The 2,513-nt window shown below is 47.0% G+C and carries 3 protein-coding genes; all 3 read left to right on the top strand.

Annotation, left to right across the window (positions count from 1 at the left end):
- The first annotated feature begins 115 nt into the window (after window positions 1–115).
- The 3 genes from B5F35_RS17910 (at window position 116) to B5F35_RS17900 (ending at window position 2,281) form a co-directional block, all read left to right on the top strand.
- On the top strand, window positions 116–523 hold the full coding sequence (locus tag B5F35_RS17910; protein ID WP_242969587.1) for a hypothetical protein: 408 nt from the start codon (window positions 116–118) through the stop codon (window positions 521–523).
- Between the two features lie 66 nt (window positions 524–589).
- Window positions 590–1,099, top strand: a complete 510-nt coding sequence (locus B5F35_RS17905) for a winged helix-turn-helix domain-containing protein (RefSeq protein ID WP_087243021.1) — start codon at window positions 590–592, stop codon at window positions 1,097–1,099.
- Window positions 1,100–1,672: 573 nt separating this feature from the next.
- A complete protein-coding gene (locus B5F35_RS17900) occupies window positions 1,673–2,281 on the top strand; it encodes a sigma-70 family RNA polymerase sigma factor (RefSeq protein WP_442856500.1) in 609 nt (202 codons plus the stop codon).
- Window positions 2,282–2,513 lie beyond the last annotated feature (232 nt).

The raw sequence follows: 2,513 nt of genomic DNA, 5'->3' as shown, positions 1-2,513 counted from the left end.
GAACCATCTTGTGGTAGGAGGACACTACCAATCCACAGCATCCCTTACAGTGTAGCACAGCCCTTGGAGAGGGGCTTTAATAACTACTACTCTATAATACAAGGAGGGCGCATTGATGGACGAGTTTTCTAAGCCCTCCAAAAAGGGCAGCATCCTCGCTGTGGCCTGCTATGTTTTTGCTGTGGCGCTGCTGATCACGGCCTTTGTTTCCCTGGCGGCCTGCCATCAAAACATTTCCCGGCAGCTTGAGCAGGGCGTTCCTGTGCAGGGAAATGAACTGGCCATTGTGAATCTCTATCTTACAAGCTGTGTGCAGTATTTCGCCTTTGCCGCCGCTATGGTGTTTTGCGGCAAGGCAGCCCCCAAGGTGCTGGCGCTCAAGAACGAGACGCCGGTACAGGTTACTCCCTATATGCTCAATCCCCCGGCAGAGGCCACCGGTTCCGATTATGCCGAGAAAGTGGAGCCGGAGGAGGACGATACGGATTTTGAGGCTTGGGGATTCCGGGAAAAGGAAGAATAAAATCGACTGTAAAGAAGGATAGCTCAGATTCTTTTTGAGCGACACAGAGAGACAGGGGGTGATAGTATGGGGAATTTCGCAGTATTTGATTTAACAGAATCCGGTGAAAAAATAGGCAGGAAACTTTTTGCGCTTCTCACAAGGACACAGCAAAAAGAACTGGAGCGTTTTATTTCAGAAAGTAAAAATTCTGAATCCGATAGTGTTCTTTCTCCATGCTATCCTGCCTTTTATGGTCAGTATTCTATTCCCAGGCAATCGGATCAGCCAATGACGGAGATCCAGGAGGGCGATTTATATTTTTGCTTAGAGCAGCACCTTGTTACTGTGCGGGGGCAGATGATTCCGCTGACGGTCAAGGAGTTTGAAATATTTGCTTTACTCATACAGAATCCAAAGCGAGTGTTCACCTATGAAATGCTGCTGGATCTGGTATGGCATGAGAACTACACCTACTATTCCCGAAAGGCGATCAACAACCATGTAAGCAACCTGCGAAAGAAAATTAGGATTGCCCCGGATCTGCCGGACTATGTAAAAAGCGTGTACGGTGTAGGCTATAAATTCGATATATGAAACAGGAAGCTGCAGAGCAATTACCAACTCTGCAGCTTTCCTTTTGAAGATTTTTTAGCGTCCGCAGGACGCGTGGCCGTCACCGAAGGTGGCGATCTTGGGGGCTTGGGGGTTATCCCTCAACAAGCATTTTGGCCGGTGCAATCCGGCCAAAATCGCAAAACATGTATATGTTTGCATTGCTTGCCAGTATGTGAAAGACCTATTTTTATGAGAATTTGAAGTATATGAAGGGTGCGGTATTCTGCCGCACCCCTTAAATTTTCGTGCTTTAGTTACTGTGTAAATAACACCTGATTTTGTCGTATTTTGTTGATTAAATTCAGTAAATCCATGACACTTCTGGAAGAATTATAGCACTTCTCCCTATATAATGCCCCAAAATGAGGGAGGTGGACATAATAAGTAAATCTGCTCTCCTTCACTAAAGGAGGGCATGGAAAATGCTGCCGAGGTCAGAATACCGGCCTCGACATAGCCGGTCATATAAAAGAGATTCAAACCCCGTAATCCTGCGATGGATTGCGGGGTTTTTCTATTCGACAGGATTTTACATTTTCCATCCTGCTCATAGTGACGGAACACGACAGGCACAGCTTACCGCTGTACGGTGGGCGCTCCTTTTTACATATAAGGCGCAGGACAAGCCTGCCGCCGGACTTGTACGGTGTAGATCACCGCCCCTCTGATTTCGATTTGCCCATTAACCCACTCAAAAATCGAAATTGGAGGATTACCATGAAAGAAATCAATCTGCGGGATTATTACCCGTTTTATACACAGGACGCTATTGTTGAAGTACCGGACGAAGTGGCAGCCCTTCTCCATGAATTAAAATTAGCAGAGGCAGCTTCTTTTCTGCGTACATACCGGCACAAAGCATACTTTTCTCTGGATTACGATGTCAATGTGGAGCGCGATGCCCTGGTGGTTGTTCTGACACCGGCTGAAATCCTGGAGCAGAAAGAAGAAAATGATCGGCTATACCAGGCGATTGCTTCCTTGCCTGAAAAACAGCGGAACCGGATCACTTCTCATTTTCTTCTCGGCATGAGTATATCGGAGATTGCAAAAAGCGAAGGTTCCGGCGCCAGCTCTGTGCATGAAGGAATCCAGAGAGGGCTTCGGCGTCTGAAAAAAATTTTGAAAAAAATGGAGTCAGACCCCGAAAAAAACGCCTGAAAATGAAATGAATAATAGAGGGACATATTCGGCGGGACAAGCCTGATGGGTGTGGCCGGTAACACACGTTCCGGCCCGCCCAACTGAAATACTGTCATAACTGCCACATCCCTCGCTTGTTCTTTGCTACGAAAATAAGTAGCGAGGGCGTGTACCTTGCTACGAAAATAAGTAGCGAGGGCGTGTACCTTGACAAACAGGTTTTCAATGCCTCATGAAAAACCATCGCAGC

It is taken from the genome of Anaeromassilibacillus sp. An200 (assembly GCF_002160025.1).
Classification (GTDB): domain Bacteria; phylum Bacillota; class Clostridia; order Oscillospirales; family Acutalibacteraceae; genus Caccousia; species Caccousia stercoris.
This window is presented reverse-complemented; position numbering and strand designations above follow the sequence as displayed.